Annotated in this window: 19 protein-coding genes; 6 read left to right on the top strand and 13 right to left on the bottom strand. The window is 63.5% G+C overall.

The annotated features are described in order from the left end of the window. Positions 1 to 79: 79 nt before the first annotated feature. Both AB8717_RS04480 and AB8717_RS04475 read right to left on the bottom strand, forming a co-directional pair. The gene (locus AB8717_RS04480; protein WP_443749828.1) at positions 80 to 2,344 is read right to left on the bottom strand and encodes a TonB-dependent receptor domain-containing protein; all 2,265 of its coding nucleotides are present in this window, start codon (positions 2,342 to 2,344) and stop codon (positions 80 to 82) included. 239 nt (positions 2,345 to 2,583) lie between these two features. Then, positions 2,584 to 3,192, bottom strand: a complete 609-nt coding sequence (locus AB8717_RS04475) for a TetR/AcrR family transcriptional regulator (RefSeq protein ID WP_443749827.1) — start codon at positions 3,190 to 3,192, stop codon at positions 2,584 to 2,586. A gap of 102 nt (positions 3,193 to 3,294) precedes the next feature. Between AB8717_RS04475 and AB8717_RS04470 the strand changes: the two genes are divergently transcribed. Then, a complete protein-coding gene (locus AB8717_RS04470; protein WP_443749826.1) occupies positions 3,295 to 3,867 on the top strand; it encodes a hydrolase in 573 nt (190 codons plus the stop codon). Here AB8717_RS04470 and AB8717_RS04465 read toward each other — a convergent pair whose 3' ends face one another. Next, entirely contained in the window at positions 3,868 to 5,052 is a 1,185-nt protein-coding gene (locus AB8717_RS04465) for a hypothetical protein (protein WP_443749825.1), read from the bottom strand. It abuts the gene before it with no gap. Positions 5,053 to 5,300: 248 nt separating this feature from the next. On the opposite strand from AB8717_RS04465, the gene AB8717_RS04460 reads away from it, so the two are divergent. After that, positions 5,301 to 6,926, top strand: a complete 1,626-nt coding sequence (locus tag AB8717_RS04460) for a glycosyltransferase family 39 protein (protein ID WP_443749824.1) — start codon at positions 5,301 to 5,303, stop codon at positions 6,924 to 6,926. 58 nt (positions 6,927 to 6,984) lie between these two features. Here AB8717_RS04460 and AB8717_RS04455 read toward each other — a convergent pair whose 3' ends face one another. The 3 genes from AB8717_RS04455 to AB8717_RS04445 all read right to left on the bottom strand — a co-directional run bounded on the left by AB8717_RS04455 (position 6,985) and on the right by AB8717_RS04445 (position 9,102). After that, complete coding sequence (locus AB8717_RS04455) at positions 6,985 to 7,257, bottom strand: hypothetical protein (protein WP_443749823.1); 273 nt, start codon at positions 7,255 to 7,257, stop codon at positions 6,985 to 6,987. Between the two features lie 154 nt (positions 7,258 to 7,411). Beyond that, positions 7,412 to 8,566: a flagellin N-terminal helical domain-containing protein gene (locus AB8717_RS04450; RefSeq protein WP_443749822.1), complete on the bottom strand. Its 1,155-nt coding sequence runs from the start codon at positions 8,564 to 8,566 to the stop codon at positions 7,412 to 7,414. A gap of 77 nt (positions 8,567 to 8,643) precedes the next feature. After that, on the bottom strand, positions 8,644 to 9,102 hold the full coding sequence (locus AB8717_RS04445; RefSeq protein ID WP_443749821.1) for a response regulator: 459 nt from the start codon (positions 9,100 to 9,102) through the stop codon (positions 8,644 to 8,646). A gap of 426 nt (positions 9,103 to 9,528) precedes the next feature. Between AB8717_RS04445 and AB8717_RS04440 the strand changes: the two genes are divergently transcribed. Both AB8717_RS04440 and AB8717_RS04435 read left to right on the top strand, forming a co-directional pair. After that, complete coding sequence (locus tag AB8717_RS04440) at positions 9,529 to 9,693, top strand: Flp family type IVb pilin (protein WP_443749820.1); 165 nt, start codon at positions 9,529 to 9,531, stop codon at positions 9,691 to 9,693. A gap of 170 nt (positions 9,694 to 9,863) precedes the next feature. Continuing rightward, positions 9,864 to 10,895, top strand: a complete 1,032-nt coding sequence (locus tag AB8717_RS04435; RefSeq protein WP_443749819.1) for a glycosyl hydrolase — start codon at positions 9,864 to 9,866, stop codon at positions 10,893 to 10,895. Here AB8717_RS04435 and AB8717_RS04430 read toward each other — a convergent pair. The 6 genes from AB8717_RS04430 to AB8717_RS04405 all read right to left on the bottom strand — a co-directional run bounded on the left by AB8717_RS04430 (position 10,892) and on the right by AB8717_RS04405 (position 18,308). Then, complete coding sequence (locus AB8717_RS04430; RefSeq protein WP_443749818.1) at positions 10,892 to 11,125, bottom strand: hypothetical protein; 234 nt, start codon at positions 11,123 to 11,125, stop codon at positions 10,892 to 10,894. The genes AB8717_RS04435 and AB8717_RS04430 overlap by 4 nt on opposite strands. A gap of 3 nt (positions 11,126 to 11,128) precedes the next feature. Then, the gene (locus tag AB8717_RS04425) at positions 11,129 to 11,320 is read right to left on the bottom strand and encodes a hypothetical protein (protein ID WP_443749817.1); all 192 of its coding nucleotides are present in this window, start codon (positions 11,318 to 11,320) and stop codon (positions 11,129 to 11,131) included. A gap of 109 nt (positions 11,321 to 11,429) precedes the next feature. Further along, positions 11,430 to 12,470, bottom strand: coding sequence for a glycoside hydrolase family 16 protein (locus AB8717_RS04420; protein WP_443749816.1), 1,041 nt, complete (start codon positions 12,468 to 12,470; stop codon positions 11,430 to 11,432). A gap of 369 nt (positions 12,471 to 12,839) precedes the next feature. After that, complete coding sequence (locus AB8717_RS04415; protein ID WP_443749815.1) at positions 12,840 to 16,061, bottom strand: TonB-dependent receptor; 3,222 nt, start codon at positions 16,059 to 16,061, stop codon at positions 12,840 to 12,842. A 452-nt stretch (positions 16,062 to 16,513) separates the two neighbouring features. After that, positions 16,514 to 16,786, bottom strand: a complete 273-nt coding sequence (locus AB8717_RS04410) for a hypothetical protein (RefSeq protein WP_443749814.1) — start codon at positions 16,784 to 16,786, stop codon at positions 16,514 to 16,516. Between the two features lie 310 nt (positions 16,787 to 17,096). Further along, positions 17,097 to 18,308 carry an SGNH/GDSL hydrolase family protein gene (locus AB8717_RS04405; protein ID WP_443749813.1) on the bottom strand — a complete coding sequence of 404 codons (1,212 nt, stop codon included), beginning with the start codon at positions 18,306 to 18,308 and terminating at the stop codon, positions 17,097 to 17,099. A 184-nt stretch (positions 18,309 to 18,492) separates the two neighbouring features. Here AB8717_RS04405 and AB8717_RS04400 point away from each other — a divergent pair, with 184 nt between their 5' ends. Both AB8717_RS04400 and AB8717_RS04395 read left to right on the top strand, forming a co-directional pair. Continuing rightward, on the top strand, positions 18,493 to 19,644 hold the full coding sequence (locus AB8717_RS04400) for a chitobiase/beta-hexosaminidase C-terminal domain-containing protein (protein ID WP_443749812.1): 1,152 nt from the start codon (positions 18,493 to 18,495) through the stop codon (positions 19,642 to 19,644). Positions 19,645 to 19,759: 115 nt separating this feature from the next. Beyond that, positions 19,760 to 20,623, top strand: a complete 864-nt coding sequence (locus AB8717_RS04395; RefSeq protein ID WP_443749811.1) for a hypothetical protein — start codon at positions 19,760 to 19,762, stop codon at positions 20,621 to 20,623. A gap of 276 nt (positions 20,624 to 20,899) precedes the next feature. Here AB8717_RS04395 and AB8717_RS04390 read toward each other — a convergent pair whose 3' ends face one another. After that, the gene (locus AB8717_RS04390; RefSeq protein ID WP_443747245.1) at positions 20,900 to 21,925 is read right to left on the bottom strand and encodes an IS110 family transposase; all 1,026 of its coding nucleotides are present in this window, start codon (positions 21,923 to 21,925) and stop codon (positions 20,900 to 20,902) included. Between the last annotated feature and the right edge of the window lie 166 nt (positions 21,926 to 22,091).

Here is a 22,091-nt window from a genome sequence, read left to right as displayed (position 1 = left end):
GCCTGTCCGGCCGCTGTGGACGAGCCGTAAACGCACAAAAAAGCCCGCCGAATGACCAGCGGGCTTTTCCATTTCCATCTTACATCCCGCCGCCGGGGCCGCCAGGACCGCCGCGGGGACCGTCGCCGCCGGGACCGTTCCAGCGGCCCTGACCCGGACCCTGCTGCTGTTGCGCCGCAGGCGCCACGCCGCCCAACGTATAGCTGAGGCCGATATAGAAGGCCTGCGCCTTGATGTGGCGGATCTGCTCGCTGTGCAGGGTGGGCGTGTCGGTCACGACCTTCATCTGCGCCATGCGGAACGGATCGTTGACGTTCATCACCAGGGCCAGCTTCGGGTTGAAGGTGTGCTTGTACGAGATATTGGCCATCGAGAACGGCGCGCGATAGCCCTGGCCGGTCAGCTGCTTGCCCGAAGAGAAGGCGAAGCCCTGGAAGGTGTCGGCCGTCGTCGCCTTGTATATCAGGCCGACGCGGCCCGACAGGGTCGTCGCCGACTGCGTGCCGCCGAGGCCCGGCGTATTGATCTCGTTATAGGCCAGGTTGCCGTTGGTGGTGACCATCAGCTTCTTGGACAGGGGCGTGTTGAGGTTGAACTCAAGCCCGCCCGACTGGCTGTCGCCGTAGTTGCGCTTGGTCGTCAGCAGCACGTCCGGCGTCACATAGTAGGAATAGCTGGTGATGGCGTGCGTGTTCTTGGCGTAATAGACGCGCGCCAGGCCGCTGATGAAGCCCTTGGTGTATTCGTAACCCAGCTGGAACTGGTCGGTTTCCTGCGGCTTCAGGTTCGGATTGCCGGCATTGACGTTCTGCGGATCGACATATGTCTGGAACGGGTTCAGGTCCTGCGGGGCCGGGCGTTGCAGGCGATGCGAATAGCTGAAGCGGATCTTCGACGTGCCGGAAATGGCGTAGGTGGCGAAGAAGCTGGGGCTGAGCTTGGTGTAGTTGATGTGGCCGGTCGAGTTCGACGACACCAGGTCGGTCTTGAGGTCCAGGGTTTCCGAGCGCACGCCGCCCAGCACCGTCCATTTGTCGCCCAGCTGCTGCTGATAGGTGACGTAAAGGGCGGTGTTGGTCTGCTTATAGGCAAAGTCGCTGGTCAGGTTGGCCGCATTGGCGCCCGTCGCGTTGTTGATCGATTCGCTGTCGTCATAGGTGATCTGCGTGCCGGCCGACAGCTGGCCGGTCGTTCCGACATTGCGCGTGTAATCGACGCTGAGGACGGCGTTCTTCTGGTTGGTCGACTGGTGCTGGGTGTCGTTGGTCGTCATGACCGTGGGCAGCGAATAGACGTCGGTGTTGGCCGAGTTGGAATCCCCGTCCGACCGGCTGATGCGCAGGTCGGTCTTCAGCGTCTCGCCCGGCTTGTCGCCCGTATGGCTCCAGTTGAAATCCAGCATGCTGTCTTCGTGCGGGCCCTGGCCCGTGGCGTGCTGGTTATAGGCCGAGGTCGTCGTGCCCGTCGTATTGTACGCGATGTCGCCTTCCGACTTGCGGTTGCGGTTGGCGTAATTGCCCTGGACGCTGTAGGTGTCGGCGTCCGAGGCCGCGTATTCGACGCCGAAATTGCCCGAGATGGCGTTCATCTTCATGGCGCCTGCGCCCGACGACGTCGTCGTGCGCGTCGCGACGCCGCCGCTCAGCGCCTGCTGGACCGAAGTCAGACTGGCGTCGAAGATATCGTGGCGCGTGTTCAGGCCGCCGCTCCACGTCGTCTTGCCCTGGCGGTACGAACCGCTGAAGGCGCCGTTGTAGCGGCCGTCGCTGCCGATATTGGCGTTGATGACGCCCGAGCCGCCGGGCTTGCGGTTCTTCTTCATCACCAGGTTGATGATGCCGCCCGAGCCTTCGGAGCTGTACTGCGCGCCGGGGTTGGTCATGACCTCGACCGACTGGATGTCGCTGGACGACATGGCCTGCAAGGCGGCCGCGCGGTTGTCGCCCGACAGCATGACCGACGGCTTGCCGTCGACATAGATCTTGACGTTGGAATTGCCGCGCAGGGTGACATTGCCGTCCGTGTCGACATTGACCGACGGCACCTTGTTCAGCGCATCGGTGGCGTTGCCCGTCGTCGAATCGACATTCTTGGTGTTGTCGTAGGTTTCACGGTCGATCTTGGTGGTCGACTTCTGGCCCTGGACGATGACGTCGCCCGGCTGGGCCTTGGTGTCGGTCGAGGACGCGGTGCCGGAGGTGGTCTGCGTCGTTTGCTGCGTTTGCGCGGTCTGCGCGTTCGCGCCCGCCGCCAGCAGTCCAAGGAGAAACGCGGCGGGCAAAGCGGCGCCGAGAGTCAGGCGGCGGCGGTTCATAGCCGCGCGCCCGGCCGAAGAGGCAATCATGATATATCCCTTACCAGTCGGGCGCGGCGCATCTGCGACACCGGTTAACCCGCCTGCGCTAAATCAGATCGTCCGCCGCCATTGTCAACGGCCCGGGCGATTACCTTTTTGTAACGCACAAATTTAAAACGATCCGGCGCCAGAATCCCTCAGAAAAGAAAAGAAAATCATAATCTTGCGGTACCCGTGGCTTTACCGCAACAGCGCGGGAAATCCGTATTTCGCCCGTGACACAGTGATTAAGCGTCCATGTAAAGCCGGATCAGCCGCCTCACCTCGTCGCCCATGGCCGCGCCCTTTGCGTCGCGGTCGGCCAGCAGGGCCGGGACGGATTTCAGCACGTAGAGCAGCATCAGGGCCATGGGACCGGTGCGCCCCCCTCCCAGCTCCGGCAGGGCCCGCGACAGGATGGCCTCGATACGCTCCAGCATCAGCGCCTTCAGCCGCTTGCGCTCGGTTTCCAGGTCGTCGCGCGCCTCGATCAGGGTCAGGGCGGCGGCGCGGTCGTCCCTGAGCCCTGTCATCACCGCCACCAGCCCGTCGGCGATCCCGGCCGCCGATATCCCGGCCGCGCGCGCCAGCAGGGCGTCGAGCGCCGCCTCCATGCGTTCCCCATAACGGCGCAGCAGCGCGTCGCCCAGCGCCTCCTTCGACGGAAAGAACTGATACAGCGACCCTATGGACGCCCCGGCCCGGGCGGCGATCTCGGTCATGGTCGCCGCCGCATAGCCGCGCGTGGCGATGACCTCGGCGCCGGCGTCCATCAGGGCGGCGACGCGCAGACGCCCGCGCTCGCGCGTCGGCGCCTTTCCGGCAGGGGCTTCACGGGTTGACTTTTGTGAGGACATCCTCATATATCTCGGTATCGGCCGCGCCGGGACGCGGCGGTTTGGTATCAAACTTGGCATAGCCCTGCCTGAAAGCCAAAGCAAAAACCCGAAAGGTCCCCCATGTCCGCAGCCCTGAGCCTCGATCCGAAAACAACGGCCCTGGTCCTTATCGACCTGCAGAACGCCATCGCCGCCATGCCGCTGGAACCGCGCAGCAGCGCCGACGTCATCGCGGCGTCGAAGGGCCTGGCGGACCGCTTCCGCGCCGCCGGCGCCATGGTGGTGCTGGTCAATGTCACCTGGGCGAAGGATTACAGCGACTGGCCGGCCCTGCCGGTCGACATGCCGCCCGCGCGTCCGGCCGGCGGCATGCCCGAAGGCGCCGACCGCCTGGTCGACGGCCTGTTCCAGCCCGGCGACCTGCGCGTCACCAAGCGCAACTGGAGCGCCTTCCACGGCACCGAGCTGGACCTGCTTCTGCGCCGCCGCGGCATTGCGACCATCGTGCTGGGCGGGATCGCCACCAATTTCGGCGTCGAGTCGACGGCGCGTTCGGCTTACGAACTGAACTACGGCGTGGTCGTCGCCGAAGACGCCTGCGCCAGCCCGACGGCCGAGCTGCATCGCGTCAGCATGACGGGCGTCATGCCGCGCGTCGCCCGCGTCCGCCAAAGCGCCGACATCGCCTTGTAGTCATTCCGCCGGGATGCGGCTGGCCTCCGCCACCGCGTCCCGGCGCTTCAGCATGGCGAAGGACGCGGTGTACAGGGCCGCCAGCCCCAGCAGCCAGGCCACCGGCACCTGGTCGACGATCTTGACGCCGCAAACGTTCGACAGGTTGATCACCGCCATGGCGGCAACGAAGGCCCAGCTTAAGGGCCGGAAGCGCGCGGGCGCTGCCTCCGCGCAGGCCATGACGGCATAGGCGATCGACGGATAGAGCAGGTAGAGATCGTAGTCCTGCAAGCGCGGATTGAGCAGTTGCGCCAGGAGCATGGCCACCGCCATGCGGCCCGTGTCGTCGAGATCGCCGGCCTCGGCCAGGATCAGCGCCGCCAGGCAGAGGCTGCCCGCCAGCATAAGATACAGCAGGGCCGACGCCCACGACGACGCCGGCAGGCCGATCATCTGCACCAGCCGGATAAAGCCGCTGCCCGGCTGGCCGGTCAGGACCACGCCGACCGTATGCCGCCAGGCGTCCATCCATTCGCCGCCGGTGAGATAGAGTGCCCCAAACGCCGCCGTGCTCAACGCACCGCCAAGCGCGATAAAGGCCAGGCGCTCGCGCAACGGCCGGCGGTCGAGCAGGAACAGCACCAGGTATGTCACCGACATCGGCTTGATCATCGCCGCGCCGGCAATGACCAGCAGCAGCGGCCAGCGCGCGCGTTTCAGCATCAGGCCAGCCATAAGCGCCGCACCGTTGAGGATCAGCCCGACATTGCCCGAGGCCAGCACGCTGCCGCGGATCGCGCCCCACGACAGCAGCCTGAGCGGCAGCGGCAGGCGCAACCGCCCGCCCAGCCCGTAGCCGAACAGGGCGACGACGAACGGCATCAGGATCAATGTGAACAGCAACCGCACCCCGCCCATGCCGAAGACGCGGATCAGCGGCTCGAACACCGCCGCGATCTGCGGCAGGTAGACGAAGGTCGCCGGATCGGTCCCCGCGCAGTGCGGCACCAGTTCGTAGGGCGTATGCCCCCTGGCCAGGTTATCGGCGCCGCACAGCACGGCGTCGAAATCGCTGAACCACCACTGCCCGCGCAGCAGCCGGCCGAAAATGCCATTGAGCGAGGGTTGCAGGCAGACGATCAGAAACAGGGCGACAGCCACACGGTGACGTTTGCACCCGCGCAGGAAGGTTACAGCATCCATTGTCCCGGCTCCGGCCCCGCCTTCGGGCAGGGGCATGTTTTGGGGCGATGGTCCCGTCGACCGCCCCGGAGCCGCACACGTCTCAAGTCATGATGGTTTGCTGATGACTATCAATGTTTCATCCTGAAATGTTGCGAAGTCGAAGTCACCCGAAAATTGCCACCAATATTTGAGACGATACACAATAAATAACTTCATGAGACGAATGCTGCACGCCTATGCCGGGAATCTACAGAAAAACGATACCAATGCCGGACGCTCCGGCCAATGATATATTTCACGATCGCAATATTCCGGAAACGTTCCCGGCGACCGCAAGCCCGATTTTCACGGGCCTGTGCGGGCTGGCGATCGCCACGGGCCTGCTCTTCGCTTTCGTCCAGCTGGAGCGCAGCAGCTTCTGGTACGATGAACTGTTCACCGGCTGGGTGGTGCGGACACAAGGCCTGCCCGAAGCCTGGGCCCACGCCCGGATGGACGTCCATCCGCCGCTCTATTACCTGTCGCTCCATCTCTACAGCCGCCTGTTCGGCGACAGCGACGGCGCCTTGCGCAGCTTCAGCGCCCTTGCAGCCGCGGGAGCGTGCCTGGTTGTCCTCTTCGGCCTGCGCCGCGACATGGCGCTGCCGGCAAGGCTGGTGGCGGCCGGGCTGATGGTCGGGTCGCGCTACTGGTTCTACATGGCGCAGAACGCCCGTTCCTATGCCCTGTGCCTGCTGATCGGCACGGGCCTTGTTGCCGTCGCGGCGCGGATCCTGCGCAACGACCGCCGCCAGGGCGCGTGGATGGCCGCCCTCGTCGCGCTGGGCCTCGCGGGCACCTTCGTCCACTATTTCATCGCCTTCGAGACCCTGGCCCTGGCCGTCGCGCTCAGCCCTTATGTACGCCGCTCCGGCTGGGTGCTGCCCGTCGGCGGCGCGGCCTGCGTCCTGGCCGCCTGGGCCTATGTCAAATGGGTCGTGACGCCGTTGTCGGTCTTCGATCCCAACAAGGGCTGGATGAGCCTGGCGCCGGGCTTCCTGGCCGACAGCCTGCTCGATGCCGTCAAGGACTTAAGCTTCCTCGTGCCCGTGTTGATATGTCTTGTGGCCATCGCCCTGCGCACGAAGAGCGCGCGGCGCACCGGCGATTTCGGCGGCACCTTCCGCCGCACCAGCCGCAAGGCGCCCCTGCTCTGGATCTGCCTGCTGGTTCCCCCGGGTGTGCTTGTCGCCAGCCTGATGAGTTCCCTTCTGGCGCACCCCAATTTCAATACGCAGAGTTTTCTGGTCACCGCGCCCTTTATCTGGTGCGCCTGGGGGCTGGCCTTCGACCTGGCGACGCGATCGTTAAGCCAGGGGACGGCCGCGACCCTGCGCCTGCTGATGGCCGTGGCCATAGCGGCCATGCAGGTCGTGGACAGCGGCCGCTTCGTCGCGCGCAACGAGACCTGGCGGGAAAGCGCGGACGGCATTATGGCGTTCGAAGCCTGCCGAGGCCAGGATATCCCGATCGTCAGCGAGGACGGCCCTTATCTCAAGTCGCCGGACCTGATCGGCCGCTATGGCCCCGCGCTCTTCAGCACCTACCTTCACGGCCATGCCCGCGCCGTGCCGGTCGAACACACCGATATCGACGCCGCCGCCCTGCCCGCCCCCATACGCGAAACCTTGCGCACGCGGCTCGACGGCAAGGGCTGCCCGGTCCTGTTCTGGGCGCCGCACACGGGCCAGGACGCCTATGCCGATAGCCTGATCGCGCAGGTGACGGCGCTGGCCGGGCCGCCGGCGCCCGGCTATCATATCGCTGCCAGGACCTATGCCTTCTATCCCCGCGTCAGGACCAGCCAGCCGACGCGCAATCCCGGCTTCTTCCTGTACGTCGAGCCGGACTGAACAAACAAAAGGCGCAGCCCTGCAGGCCGCGCCTTTTGTTTGAGATATGCGTAAAGGCTTACTGGGTCGTCGTGGTGGTCGAACGGGTCGTCGTCGCGCCACCGGCGTCGCCCGTCGTGGCGTCGCTGACATTGCGTTCGACGTGGTTGACGGTGCGGTTGATCGGCACCGTCGACGTACCGTTGTAGTAAAGATAAGCGCCCACCGCGATGATGGCGATCAGCAGAAGCGCCAGGATGGTCAGCGCGGTGCCGCCATTGTCCGACGTGACCTGCGTCTCGTGGATCACTTCGCGGGTGGGGGTGTCGTCGTCGATATGTACGGTAGCCATGGGGGTCGCTCCTATCTGGCGTTGCGTGCAGCCAGACCCTATCCGGCCTCACGCAAATATGCGCGCGTGTGTCGCAGCCGTGATGGTAATTTTGTTATCAGCCCAGAGCCTTACGGCTATTTCACCGCCCAGAGGCTCTTTTTCGACGGCGCGCTTATCCGCCCTTGAACAGGCTCAGCAGGATCTTCGGGCTCTGGTTGGCGACATTGAGCGCCGTCGTCGCCAGTTGCACGCGCGTCTGGTCGGCCTGCCACGCCGCAGACTCCTTGCTCATGTCCGCGTCGACCAGCCGCCCGCCCGCCGCTTCGAGCGTGTCGGTCAGCTTGCTGTTCTGGTCCAGCAGGCCGTCGATGGCCGTCTGCCGCGTGCCGTAATAGTCGGCGGTCTGGTCGGCGATGCGCAGGGCGGCGTCGACCGCCGGCAGCACCTGGTCGGGCGCCAGGCTCGACAGGTTGTCGAGGCTTAAGCCCTGCGCCGTCATGTCGACGGCATGGACGTTCATCACCTGGCCGCCCGTATAGGCCGCGACATTGGTTTCCTGCGCGTCGGGCGTGAAGGTCAGCCACGGGATATAAAAGCCCTTGGGCGCGCCGGTGCCGTTGGCCGTGATGCTGTAGGTCATGGTCCGGCCGCTGCCGGAATCGTCATAATGGTGCGTAATCGCCTGGGTGGCGGTGAACGGCGAACCATAGGTCGGGTTGGCGGTGTAGCTGGTCCCGTCGCCCCAGTTGATGTTGATGCTGGCCGAGGTGACGTTCTGCAGGTCGACCGGGAAGTCGAAGGTCCCGGCCGAGGTGCCGACATTGTAGGTGGCGGTGGTCGTGCCGTTCTGGATGAAGCTGGCATAGGGCCGGTTCCAGAAGGTCGGCACCACCGGCGTCGGATTGAGCAGGTTGATCTTGTTGAACGACGCCGTCCTGGCCGCGCCGTCGATCTGCTTGACCAGAGCCGTCATGTCGTTGCGGATCGATGTTTGCGCGTCGGTCGAAAGGCTGGTGTCCATCAGGGCCGCCGCCTTTTCGCGCAGCTGCGTCAGGACGTCGCTGATATTGGACAGGGCGCCTTGCGTCACGTCGAGCAGGGATTTGGCGCGCAGCTGGTTCTGCCGCAGAACGGTCTGCTCGGCCAGTTGCGACTTGAGATGCTGGGATATGGCGTAGGCGGCGCCGTCGTCCTTCGCCGTCCCGACCTTATGGCCGGTCGACAGCCGCTGTTCGGTGGCGGACAACGCCGATTGCGCCGCAGCCAGGGACTGCAGCGCCGAAGGGGCCGAAATACTGTTTATACCCAGCGACTGACTCAGATTCACACTCGCCTTCTGCAGCGTGATTGTGCGTCAATTCTGACATATTCGATTTAAGGCTTGATGAAGCCGGAAAGTCCGTATCAGCCGTGGAATTTCGGCAGGGGCAACCGCTCCGACGGCAGTTGCATCAGGTTGCGCCAGTAGGCGGCGATGGTTTCGAGCATGGCGGAATAGGCGGCGGCATCGACGGGCTTGGCGAAGTAGCCGCTGGCCTGGCGGTCGTAGGCGCTGGTGATATCGCGTTCGAAGGTCGAGCTGGACACCACAAGCACGGGAATACGCCGCAGGCCCGGATCGGACTTCACGTTTTCCAGAAAATCCAGCCCCGACATGTTCGGAAGATTGAGATCGGTGACGATCAGGTCCGGGCGTTCCGCGTCTTTCAGCTGCGCCAGGGCCGCTTCGGCCGAGGCCGCGACCGACAGGTCGATGCGAAGATCGAGGCGCGCAATGCTGCGGCGAAACAACAGGACATCGCCCTGGCAGTCTTCGACAAGCAACATACGCATGTCGCGCGCGGAATCGGCCAGTCGCGTCATGATGACACCGCCGAGACCGCCCACCGGGCTGCAACTTCGACTTCCATTCCGAAGCTTTCCGAACCCTCAGGGACGCAGGGATACATATTTTTAAATATCCGGAACACGAACTACTCTGCGCGGAACACTCTCCGTAAAAGTAGAATTCCAGGCTTAAATGTCCATCAATCAATTATTACGCTGAGGTGACATTTTCCGGGATTTTTCGAAGTTTTTTTGCTTTCCGGCAACCCGCCCCGGCGAAAGCTTAACGCTCGGAATGCCTTGTAAAAAAGGCAATCTTCGCTGCAACTCCCCAGCGGAAAGCGGTATTTACCGACCGCCCATTAACCGTGATTCATGACGGAATATTTATCCGTACCTGATAAAAACGATATCGAGTTTAAGCGTTCCTCGTTCTTCCTCCTCCAGCCGATTGGACCTCCGATGAAGCAGTTCCTTACTCAGTTCTCGCGTAACGAATCCGGCGCCACCGCCATTGAATACGGCCTGATCGCCGCCCTTATCGCCGTCGTCCTGATCGGCGTGCTGACCACGCTGGGCGGCAACCTGTCGGGCACCTTCAACAAGGTCTCCGCGCAGGTGCAATAAGCGCCTGACAAGGGATAAGGGGTGCGGACCGACCGTCCGCGCCCTGCCAGACAAGGCCGCACCCGCTTCCCGGCGAGTGCGGCTTTTTTCATGCACAAAACAAGCCTATTTATTCTCTCATTTTTATTATATAGCTCGCCCAAAGACACGAAGATCGTCAGGGGCGCACCATGAGCATTTCCAAGCGGACCTTCCTGGCCGGGCTTTCCGCGTCAGGCCTGGCGGCTTCAGGCCTGGCAGCCTCGGGCCTTATTCCCGCCGCCGCCCTGGCCGCCAGCCGCGGCGCGCTCAGCAACGCAAAAGCGTCCGCGCGGGCCCGGTCGCTCTACAGCTATCTCAACGCCGTCTGGGGCAAGCACACCCTCACCGGCCAGCAGGAATCGATGTGGGGTAAGGGCACGCGCTACGAGCTCGACTACATCCAGGACCTGACGGGCAAGCAGCCGGCCGTGCTTGGCCTCGACTATATCGATCCGCCGCGCCGATCGGGCGTCAACGACCGCGCCGCCGCCTGGTACAATGACGGCGGCATCGCGACGATCTGCTGGCACTGGGGCAATCCCCTGGCCGGACCGGGCTACGAAAGTTCCAAGACCTATTTCAACGCCTATGCCGCGCTGAAGGACGGCACGCCGGAAAACAAGGCGCTGATGAGCGACCTGGACGACATCGCCTATTACCTGGGGCGCCTGCGCGACGCGAATATCCCCATCCTGTGGCGGCCCTTCCACGAATTCACCGGCGACTGGTTCTGGTGGGGCAAGTGCGGCCCCAAGGTTTTCAAGGCCCTGTGGGTCAAGATGTACGACTACTTCACGCGCGAAAAGGGCCTCGACAACCTCATCTGGGTGCTGGGCTATACCAAGGACGTCAGCGCGGACTGGTTCCCGGGCCTCGACTATGTCGACATCATCGGCGCCGACAACTACGTCAAGGACCGCGGGCCGATGAAGGCGATGTACGACGCAGTGGTCGCCATTACCGGCGACAAACTGCCCATCACCCTGCATGAATGCGGCCCGATTCCCGACCCGGCCCAGTTGCAGGCGTCAGGTGCACACTGGTTGTGGTTCCTGGTGTGGCATACCGACTTCATCCACGACGGCAAGAGCAACCCCGCCGACTGGATCAAAAGCGTCTACGCCTCGGACTGGTACCTGAAACGCGACCAGTTGCCGGATCTGAAGACCTATCCCGTCTAATAGCCGCGCGGAAAACTGTCCGCCATGGTCGCCGCCACCTGCAAAGCAGCGTCATTGCGGGCATAGGCAAAATCCGACGCCTGTCCGCGTCCTGGCGCCGCGGCATAGCCGGCGATCAGGGCAGCGGCCACCAACCCGGCCAGCGTGCCGACATACCAGCCAAGACATACCCGCCCCCGACGGCAGGTTTCCGGATCGTCGGCCGCCGGGTCCGCCACGGTGCCGGCCATCGCCTAGGCCCCGGTCTCGCCGATCAGCACCAGCATGGCGTCGCCGCAGGCGCGGGCAAAGCCGGCGTCCGAGCGGCCTTCGCCGTGGCAATGACCGGTCCAGCGGTGCAGCACGCGCCACTCCCAGACCGGCTGGGGCGCGAACTCACGTCCCCGCTGAATGTCGATATGATAGTCGTCGAGAAAAACAGACACGGCGCGCCTCCGGCATTGCGGACCGGTTGTGCCGCAGCCGCCCGTAAATCCGCAAAATGTCAGAGGCGCGCCGGATATAAAGACGCGGTGAAGGCGCAGGCGCCCGCCGTCAGATGCGCTGCCACACCTTGACGTAGTCGACCAGCAGGTCGATCGGGCCGACGGCCTTGGCCAGCTCGTCGGTCAGCAGGGCGTTGCTGACCAGCATGTACATGGGTACGTCGAATTCCGGCAGGGTCGGGATGCGCTTCAGCTCGATGCGGTCGAAATAGATGATGATCCACTTGGCCGTGATCTCGACGCCGTAGGTATGCCAGTTGCCGTCCTTCAGCGCATCGAGGCCGTTGTAGCAGCTGGTCCACCATTCGGTCTGCAGGTCGTTGGGGCCGGGCTTCTTGCCGGTGCCGGGACGCATGTGCACCGCCGAGTGGTGGCCGCGCGAGTCGTTGCCGGCATAGTATTCGATGACGTCCAGCTCGGCGCGGATTTTGGTCGTGTCGGTGTAGTTGGCCTTGCTGTACAGCCAGAAGGCCGGCCAGGCGCCCATGGTGCCGGCAGCCGGCATCTTGGCGCGCATCTCGAAATAACCGCGCTGCTGCGAGAAGCCCGAACCCGCGAAGTCGCAGGTCTGCATGTGGCCGGTCTGCCATTTGCCGTTGACCTGCTCGCAGCGGATGCGCAAGCGTCCGTTGTCGATGGCGAAGGGGGAGACAGCGTCGAGCGGGCTGGCAAAGTGCGCCGAGCCATAGTCGGCGTGGATCGGCGCGTACCAGGGACCGCCGGCGCCGGCCACCGTGATCTTCTTGAGATCGGCGGCCGTGGCGAAGGTCGAATTGAAGGTCTGGACCAGGCCCGTCATGTTGAGCGCCGGGCCGACGCCCTTGGTCCAGGTGATGGTCGGCGCAACATAGCCGCTGGACGCGCTCGACGAACTCGAGCTCGAGGCGCTTGCGCTCGATGAACTCGAGCTGGAAGAACTCGAAGAGCTGGACGACGCGACGGCTCCGCCGGTCGCCTTGATCGTCACGCCGCCGGTCGACACCGGGCTGGCGGTGCTGGCGGACGAACCGCCGGTCCCGCCGCAGGCGCTGACGAAGGGGATGGTGAGCGAAGCGCCGGCGAGGCCGAGGAAACGGCGGCGCGAGGACACGGATTCGAAACTCTTACGCATACGGGGGCAAACTCGATTGTTTGAGCGGGCAGCAGGGGGCCATGACGCGCCAAAGCCCTTGGCGCGGCCGGTGAGAGATAGGTGGTCTGTAAAGTCCCCTGTCCGCGGAAATCCGTGGCGCCGGGAGTGGTGGCGACTCCCGCCCGCAAGCCTTGCCCGCGAACGGCGTCGGTACCTCGTGCGCCGTCTGTCCGGACGCCTTCTCTTGTCCCTGAGATTACACGTACGGTATAAAATCCTGCTTAAAGGACCTGGCTAATTTACCGTTAATTTTACCGTGCGGCTGAAACACGCAGAAGGCCGGCCCCTTGCAGGGACCGGCCTTTGGAAGAACGCCGTTCTTGATCGTCAGCGCTTGATGGTTACTCCGACAAAGAAGCGCCTGCCGTAATAGCCGTTTTCGGTCAGTCTGATATCGCCGGCCGTATAGCGTTCGGCCTGGTTGGTCAGGTTCTTGCCCTCGACGAAGTACGTCACGCCGCGCGGACTGGCCGGCGACCAGGCGAAGCGTCCGTCGAGATAGCCGGTCGGATCGTGATAGACCGGCTCACCGTAGGAATCGTTGGCCACCGACAGGTAGCGCGAGCGGTAATTGTAGGCCAGGCGCGTCGAGATGCCGTACTTCTGGTACCAGAGGGTGAAGTTGTAGCTGTCGCTCGACAGGCCCGGGAACGGCAGTTCGCTGCCGTCGAGCGCGCTGTACAGGCCGACATGGCTGGCGATCTGGTGTGTGTAGTTGGCGTCGACGCCGAAGCCCGACAGCCAGCCCGGCAGGAAGGTGAAGGCCGTCTTAGCCGTGACCTCCATGCCGTTGATGTTCGCGCCCTGCCCGTTGATATAGGTCGTCAGGTTGTAATAGGTCCCGTCGCCGAAATAGTCGACCGAGCCGACATAGCTCTTGGTGCTGACATAGAAGGACTTGATGTCCTTGTTGAAGAAACCGAGGCTCAGCTGGGTGTCGCGGTTCGGATAGTATTCGATGCTGAGATCGCTTTCGTTGGCGCGGTACGGCTTGAGGTTCGGATTGCCGCCCGAACAGGTCGGATCGGCCACCACGCCGTCCTCGTCCGGCGCCTGGTAGGTCGTGCAGGTCGTCGTCGGCACCAGGTAGTTGATCAGCGGGCGCGCCATCAGCTTTGCCCATCCGTAGCGTACGACAACTTCGTTCGGCGACAGCCAGACCGCCGCGTTGAAGCTGGGCAGGTAGTCGGTATAGTCCTGCTCCATCGCCGTCTGGGTGTTGCTGATGACGTAGGTCGCCGTCGCCGTGCTGGTCGAGCAGCTCGACGGATTGCTGAGGCAGGTCGAGGTCGAGCTGGTGTCACCCGTATAGCGCACGACCTGGCGGGTCAGCACGCCCGACGCCTCTTCGTGGGTATGGACGCGGCGCAGGCCGAAATTGCCTTCGACATCCAGGCCGTTCACCGGGAACGCATAGTCGAGGCGCAGGTACTGGGCGTCCGTGCGCTCGGCCAGGTGATACGGGATCTGACCATAGGTCTTCCCGTCGCTGCCGACCGTCGTATAGAGGTTGTCGAGGTTGAAGTGCGACGTGTCGAGATACTGCGACAGCGTATCGTAATTGGGATACAGCCAGGTCGACGGGATCGAGCCCCCGCCCCAGTAGAAGCTGTCCGGCAGGCTGGTCATGGCCTGGCCGTAGACGCTGTTCGAGAAGCTGCGCGACCAGTTCTCGCCCGTCGTCCAGTAGCCGGTCTGGTTGGCGGTGACGGTCGAGGCAGGATCGGTCTGGTCGGCCGCCTGACTGTTGACCACCGTCGCGGTCGAATTGACCGCGTTGGAATAGATGACCGTGTCGTCGGTCGTGCTGGCCAGGTTGCTGCCGGCGTCGAGCAGGAAGCCGCCATAGCCGTAGCCGGTCGTCGTGTACTGCGTGCCGCGGTAGCCGAACTTCACGCCGGTGATCAGTTTGCCGTCGGGCTGGTAGGTGAAGTCGAGCTTGTACTGGTCTTCCGCCGTGCGGGCTTCGGACGGGCGGTACTGGATCTGCCACGAGATGACGGCCGACGGATCGGACGGGCTGTAGCCCTGGGCGAAGGTAAAGCTGGGCACGCCGGTATCGGGATTGAGCGACACCGTCATGCCCGGCGTATTGAAGGTCACCGAGGCGTTGTTGGTCTGCGACACGGTTTCGGTCTCGCCGTGCGAGCCCTGGAGATTGATCGTCCAGCGGTCGCCCTTGTAGTCGGCGCCGCCGTTCACATAGTCGCTGTGCGAGTCGTATTGGAAGTCGCGCGACGAAATGCCGAACATGCCGTAGCCGCCGTAGCCCGACGTCGTGATGCAGTTGCCCAGCGTGTACGAGATGACATTGTGATTGGCGTCGACCACGCTCTTGCCGAGCGTCGTATCCGTGCTGGAGCAGCCCGTGCCGGCGGCATTGGTGTTGTAGAGCGACTTCACCGAGCTGAGCGACGTGCCGTAATTGATGTCGTTCAGCGTCTCGCTGCGGTTGTTGCGCGACCAGGTCAGCCAGGTATTGAGCTTGTCGCTGACCTTGTATTGCAGGGTGAATTCGGCCGACAGGCGCTTGTCGTTACGCGTCCAGACGCCATAGCGGGCAACACGCGGCGCATAGTCGTACCACTGCGACTGGCAGGCCGTACGATAGTTGCTGGTCGATATCTGCGTCGTGTCGGGCGAAGTCAGGCTTGCGCACGCCGAATAGGTATTGACCGCATCGAGCGCCTTGTTGATCGCGCTGGAATAGCCGCTGTTGTAATAGTTGGCCGTCTTGTCGGCCGAACCGTCGAAGTCGGCGAAGCGGCCCCAGCCGGTGTTGCGCGCATAGTCGCCGCGCGTGTCGACGTCGTCGAAGGTGACATTGGCCATGACACCGAGGCGATGGTCGAGGAACTGGTCGGCGACGAACAGGTTGTAGCGCGGCTTCCAGCCCTTGACCGTGTCGAGGTTCTGCGCCGACGCCGTGATCGAGACGACGGGCTTCTTGAAATCGAGCGGCCTGTTGGTCGTCACGCTGACCGTGCCGCCGACGCCGCCTTCGGTCATGTCGGCGGTGAAGCCCTTGAAGACGTCGATCGACTTGACCAGTTCCGAAGCCAGTTCGCGGAAGTCGTTGGCGCGGCCGCCCCCGCCATAGACCTGGATATTGCCCGCGGTCGACAGGGCCGACATGCCGTCGATCTCGACATTGTTGAGGTCGGGCTCGGCGCCCCGGATGGACACGCCGGTCCCCTCGCCCATGTCGCGGCTGAGCTGGACACCGGTGATGCGGCCCAGCGCCTCGCCGACATTCTTGTCCGGGAACTGCGACACGTCGTCGGCGACGACCGAGTCGGAGACCGTCTTCGCGCGCTTCTTGCGATTGATCGAACCCTGCTGGCTGGCGCGCACGCCGGTGACGACGACGACGGAGTCATCGGCTTTCGGCTTGGCGGCAGCATCCGCGCTTTGCGCTGTCTGAGCCGCGGAGGTTTGGGCCATGGCCGGCGCCGCCGCCATAAGCGCCAGCAACATCAGGCTGGTGGTGGTGCGCAAGGCCGCATAGGGGCGGCGAATGCGTGAAAGGTGTTTGGATACCGGCGTCATTATAGTCCTTCCTGGGGGCCGCAGCGGCCTTGTTTTCATTCCCGGGCAAGGCGATGCCCGGAAGGGTCTGGAAAATCGGGATAGGCAGCGGGAAAGGGCCGCGCCGCCGTCATCGGCCGGCGCGTGTCCGTGACAGGATTGCAAAGCCCGCGGACGCAATTCCCGCAATTGCGGCGCCGCTGGCTTCGACCCTTGCCTAGTATTCAAGATGATTGATTTTGATCGGTCAAGACAAATATGAACGTATTATAGAGTTATTTTGATCATTTATAATCAATGGGATATATAATTTCAGGATAGAAAATATATTTCAGGTATTGTTTCGCTTTACTTTCAATGAAAACACATTTCCGCCGGCAATGTTATACTGATGAAGCATGGGGAAACGGCCTGACAGCAAAAAGCCGCCGGCGGAAACCCGCCGGCGGCTTTTCGAGGGCGAAAATTGCAAATCAGGCCATGGAACCATTGCTGCGCGGCACCGCCTGGACATTACGCGCCGCATAAAGCGAGTTCGACGCCGTGTCGTTGATCGAGTTCAGCCCCAGCGCATTCAGCAGGGCATTGATCTTGGACAGCCGTTCCGACAGTTCACCGCGCCGGGAATGCAATTCCGGCAGCTTCTTTTCCAGCGCCTCGATTTCCGCATCGACCAGCATCCGTTCCTTTTCGATGCTTTCGATGTCCGCCGAAGTCAGAAGTATGGTCTTACGCTCAGTCACCATGATCAAATCCCCTATGCCTCAGAGCGATGCGCCAGGGAGCGTCAGCGGTTCCCGGCGTAATATCGCGACAAAACCAAAATGCAGAAATTAACCCTGTGACAATTCCAAGGTTATTTTTCAAAACCGTGATGGTTTCTTTACAAAACGGAGATTGTAGACTCTGATGCTTTTCCGCCACATGCCGCGCGCCGGAAAAAACAAGGGCCAACCACGGGGGAAGGCCCTTTGAGGGGATACTGTTGCTTCTCACAGCGCCCTCGTCTTAACTCCGAGATTTGACGCTGGTGTGACTGGAGCCATTGGCCCACATCTAGCGGAAAAGATCGAGGTCGATGGCCCCGGCCATGGCCGGATAGCCCGGCGCCGGGTGCAGGTGGTCTCCGGAATCGTATTCGGCCCTGAGATGGTCCGGCGCGGCGGGGTCGGCCAGAACCCTGTCGAAATCGATCACACCGTCGAAATGGCCGGGCGCGCGGATCCAGGCATTGACGGCCTGGCGATCAGCTTCGTTGGCGGCATCGGGATGGTAGATGGGACTGCCCGCGAAAGGCGCGATGGTGGCGCCGATGACCTTCAGCCCGCGGGCGCGGGCCCGCGCGGCAAGTTCGACATAGCCGGCTTCGAGATCGACGACCAGCTGGGCGTGGGCTTCGGCGTCGATCGGGTGTTCGCGTGTCGCCGAACCGAGATCGTTGACACCTTCGAAAATGACCACGAAGCGCACGCCGTCGCGATCCAGTATATCGCGGTCGAAGCGCGCCAGCGCCCTCGGCCCCGTACCGTCGTGCAGGACGCGGTTGCCGCCGATGCCGAGATTGATGACGCTGAGCCGGCTGCCCGTGTCGTGCAGCCGCCGCGCCAGAAAGTCCGGCCAGCGCGCATTGCTGTTGGCGACCATTCCGGAACCATCGGTGATCGAGTCGCCAAGGACGGCAATCGCGCCCTGCGGACCTTCGACGTCCACGCCCGAAATCTCGTACCAATGCTCCACGGCTTTCGGCGCCGAAAGCGTCGCGTCGGCGACGTGGTCGCCATGCACGACGAAAGACGTGGCGTGCGACGCGACGTGCCCGGTCGGGACCTGCGGCGTCCGGGCTTGCCACAGGCTGACGCTCAGGTCGTCGAAGGCCGCGACAGGCAGGTCGACGGGATCGGACACCGCCTCGGCGCCCGGCGCAATCGTTACGGCCTCGGCGCCGCCGAAGGTCAGGGGACGGCTTCGCCCGGCGATAAAGCCGCTGCGGTCGCCTTGCGCCGTGCCGGCCACGCCCGCCCGGCCGATCACAAGCGGCTCGGTGCCGAAGACGTTGGACAGGTGTACCCGGATACGCGCCCCGCCGGCGGTTACGCGCACGACCTGGCGCAAGGTGATATCGGCCGCGTCCTCGGGCGCGAGAGCATTCTTCCCCGACGAAGCCACCTGGGCGCTGGCCCAGGCCGTCACCCAATGGCCCGCCTCTGCCGCATGGACAGGCACCGCGCCAAGCGTTGCCAGGATCGCCCCCAATGCCAATGTCTTCATGCCGGCCCCTTCACGACAGTCCTGAAAGTGATCAGACCAATCTGCACAACCGCGCACCAATGATCAAGTCCGGACACTGATGGCAAAAATTATGGAAACGCTTCCATTTTCATCGCATTTCGGCTTTATTCGGGATCGCTTAAAAAATCGAAAGAAGGCACGGCGCCTCAACGGGAGTGAAACAATGACCATTTCGTCGCGGGATCTTACAGCCGGCGCCCTGCTGGCCTCGGCGCTTGCGCTCTCGGCCTGCGGCGGTGCGGGCGGCGGCGGATCGTCCGGCGGCCTGACCTCCGGCGCGCCCTCGACGCCCGTATCGGCCACGCCGGTCATTAGCTCGACCGCCGCGCTCAACACCGCCGTGGTCGTCAAGCTGACCTCGACCGATACCGGCGCCGTCATCTACTACACCACCGACGGCACGGCGCCGACGACCGCGTCGCAGGTCTACCAGGCGCCGTTCCTGGTGACGTCCAGCCTGACCGTGAAGGCGATGGCGGTGACGCCCGGCGACACGGCCAGCGCGGTGCAATCGCAAAGCATCTCGGCCACCATCGCGTCCAACACCCTGGTCTGGGCCGACGAATTCAACAACAGCACCGGTGCGGCCATCGCGCCGGACAGCAACACCTGGGGCTACGACACCGGCAATTCCGGCTTCGGCAACCACGAACTGGAAAACTACTGCGCCTGGGGCGCGACGTCCGGCGGCTGCGACACCGCCAATCCCAACGCCTTTGTCGGCACGGACGGCGTCCTGCATATCGTGGCGCGCCAGCCGTCGGCGGGCGTCTACACTTCGGCGCGCATGAAGTCTCAGGGCAAGTTCAGCTTCCAGTACGGCCGGCTGGAATTCCGCGCCCGCGTGCCGGAAGCGCAAGGCCTGTGGCCGGCGGTGTGGACGCTGGGCAACTCGATCGCCACGGTCAACTGGCCGGCCTCGGGCGAACAGGACATCCTTGAACGCGTCAACGGCCCGCAGACGCCCGACGTCAATATCGGATCGGTCCACGGCACGGGCTTTACCGGCACCAATCTCGGCACGACCTACCACTTCGCGTCGGGCACGACGGCGGCGGACTGGCACATTTACGGCATGATCTGGAAGCCGGGCTCGGTCGCCTACTATATAGACAACCCCGCCACGCCCTACGTCACCTACAAGACGTCCGACATCGCCGGGTTCGCCGGGTCGGTCTGGCCGTTCGACAACGGACAGTCCAACTTCCTACTCATCAACATGGCGATCGGCGGCGACTGGCCGGGTGCGCCCGACGGCACCACGCCCTTCCCGTCGACCATGGATGTCGACTATATCCGGCTCTATACGAACTAGACAGATTACCGCACCTGTGCCAGCGTCCGCGAAAATACCCCGATCGTCTCCTCCCCGTCCCTGATGGGGAGGAGAACCGCGAAGCGGTGGAGGGGTCCACGCAAGAGGCTCCGCGATGCACCGGCTTTTCCCCCACATCCTGATTTCGACGGCACTGACCTTCGCTGCGGGCGCCGCCCATGCGGGCTGCGCCTTTCCGCCGGCCGACCCCGACCTGATGCGGACCGTCGCCATGTCGGACGTCGTCGTCGAAGGTTCCATCGCCCTGTCGCCCGACCAGCTGACGGGGCTCCATGGCAAGGACGCCTGGACCGGCGTGCCCTTCGCCGTGACGCGCACCCTGAAGGGCCCCGCCGCCGACACCGTCACCGTGCAGTTCTACCCGGTCACGGACCAGGCCCCGGCCCTGTCCGACCTGGAACTGGCGGCCGGCCACCGGGTGATCGTCTATCTGCACCGCTTGAGCGTCGCCGGTCCGGGCGGCCTCTATTTCGCGGCCGGAGCCGGTTCGCTGAAACCCGCCCCCGAAGCGTTGGCCACCGGCGCCGAGATCGCCCGCCAGGACGCCGTCCTGAAAAACTGGACGGCCGATGCTGGTTTGCCGCACTTCGCCGAGGTCAAGGCGCTGCTGGCGCAGCTGACCGCCATCCATGGCACGGGCGACGCCGTCATAGACCAGCAGCAAGCCATCTTCGAGACGCTCGAAGCCCTGGGGCCGGACGCCGTGCCGGCCATCGTGGCGCAGATGGACGACCGCCGGCCGCTGGCAGCACCGGTCATTTCGCTGAAAAACCTGTCGCCTGGCGCCTTCGAAGCCACCCGCCACTATGGGCCGAAGACCGTGGTCGAAGCGCTCGACGCCGTGCTCAACCAGATCACCGGCGAATTCGGCACCATCTACAATGGTGGATCGGATGCCGAACGCGACAGCGCGGTGGCGGCGTGGAGAGTATATGCCCACGATCGGATGTGTGGTTGAGCTACGTCTTTAAGACTTGGTATCAGTCGTATTTGCGCAATTGATAACCTGTTGTCTAATTGATTTGCTCATTTGCCGTTAGCTATGGTTGTCTACGGGGTCACAAACAAGCGTCGGAGCTTTAAGTGATGTTCGTGCCGGCAAGGTCGCGGTCAGGCGGTTGAGCAAATGGCTCGGAAGACTGGGTGTCCCTATGTCACCGACGAGGTTTTTGTCCTCTCAGGTTACGTCGGGATCACCCTTTTGGCGTCGGGCGTTTTGACTGGGTGTGTGCGCTCAGGCAGCTTCCCAGTCGAAACGCTCACCCGACAGCCAAAGCTTGTGCAGAAGGGCGGCGAGTTTTCGGGCGACAGCGACGCGGGCGCGTTTTCCGCCCTTGGCTAGCGCCAGCGCCTTGCCCCAGGTTTGAAGCGCGAACGGCCTTTTGACGCGGCACAGCAGGTTGTTTGCAGCTTCGTACAGGGCATGGCGCAAGGTCCGGTCTCCGGCTTTTGAGATATGGCCTTTGGTATCGCGCTCCCCCGACTGGAATCGTCGCGGCGCCAGACCTGCATAGGCGCCGGCGTCGCAACCATGCGCGAACCGTTTCGGATCTTCGATGCTACAGATGTAGGTCATAGCAGTGATCGGCCCGACGCCGGGGACCGTCATCAGGCGCTCACACACCGCATCGGATTGGGCTCGCCGTTTGATGGTCGCGGAGATCGCCTTGATCTGGGCTTCGAGCGCCGTCAGGCTGGTTATCATGGGTGCGAAGATGTCCCGCAGCTCGGGCTTCTGGCGGAACAGGAAGTCAAGACGCTTGTTACGCATGCCGGGCGTGGTCGATCCGCCCAGCCGCAAGCCAAAGAGTTTCAGCAAGCCGCGCATCTGGTTGACCATGGTGTTGTGAGCCCGGACCATTTGCTCGCGCATCTTGAGCCGCGCCCGATCGAGGTGGGTCTGGCTATCCTTCATATGCACGGCCTTGAACCAGCCGGTCCGCGCCATCTGCGCCAGGCCCTCGGCGTCATGGACATCGCTCTTGTTCACCTGGACCGACAGGACGCCCTTGGCATGGCGGGCGCAGATGCAGACGACCGGAAGACCGCGCTCCAGAAGGCCGTGATAAAGGAACGACGACAAGGTGCCGGTCTCAAGAACGACGCGGACGAGGTCAGGGCAACGCGCGTTCAACTGCGTCGCGATGATCTCGGGATCAGTAACGCATACCCCCCGCCAAGCCACTTTACCGTCAGTGTCGACAGCGCAGATATGGGTTGTCTTGTCGGAAACATCCAAACCGGCATAAAACTCGGTCATGACCATTCTCCTTCATCAGGCGGCGTCAAAAACGACGTCACCTCAAAAATGGCACGATAAAGCAATTACGCCATGTCCCCTTAATTTATTTACCCCTTAATTTAAAACGCCTTTCATAAGGATGACACCGCAGGCGCCCGAAGACCGTAAAGGACGCGCGGGCGTT

Source organism: Asticcacaulis solisilvae, from assembly GCF_052327315.1.
Classification (GTDB): Bacteria; Pseudomonadota; Alphaproteobacteria; order Caulobacterales; family Caulobacteraceae; genus Asticcacaulis; species Asticcacaulis solisilvae_B.
The sequence above is the reverse complement of the archived record's forward strand: the minus strand, read 5'-3'. Positions and strand labels throughout refer to the sequence as shown.